Source organism: Streptomyces beijiangensis, from assembly GCF_017315755.1.
Classification (GTDB): domain Bacteria; phylum Actinomycetota; class Actinomycetes; order Streptomycetales; family Streptomycetaceae; genus Streptomyces; species Streptomyces beijiangensis.
Genome location: NZ_JAFLRJ010000438.1, coordinates 1 through 435 on the forward strand (window position 1 = coordinate 1; position 435 = coordinate 435).

The window sequence follows — 435 nt, forward strand, 5'->3', positions numbered from 1 at the left end:
TCCCCGCCCTCCTCGCCCTGGCCACCGCCGTCTTCATCACCAGCCTCACCGAGACGCTCCCCGCAGGCCTGCTGCCCGCGATGAGCGCCGACCTCCACGTCAGCGAGTCCGCGACCGGCCAGACGGTGACGGTCTACGCGATCGGCACCGCCCTCACCGCGATCCCGCTCTCCGCCCTCACCGCGGGCTGGCGCCGCAAGCGCCTGCTCCTCACCTCGATGGCGGGATTCGCCGTCGCCAACACGGTGACGGCGCTCTCCTCCGACTACGCCCTCACGATGGCGGCCCGTTTCGTCGCCGGAGTGGCCGCGGGCCTCGCCTGGGCCCTGCTCGCCGGGTACGCACGGCGGCTGGCCCCCGCCCATCTCCAGGGCAGGGCGATCGCGATCGCCATGTCGGGCATCCCCCTCGCCCTCTCCCTGGGCGTGCCCGCGG

At 74.5% G+C, this 435-nt stretch carries 1 protein-coding gene; it reads left to right on the forward strand.

Annotation, left to right across the window (positions count from 1 at the left end; all coding sequences use genetic code 11):
- Nucleotides 1-435: MFS transporter (locus tag J0695_RS33920; RefSeq protein ID WP_206968610.1), on the forward strand; the 435-nt coding region annotated here is incomplete at both ends.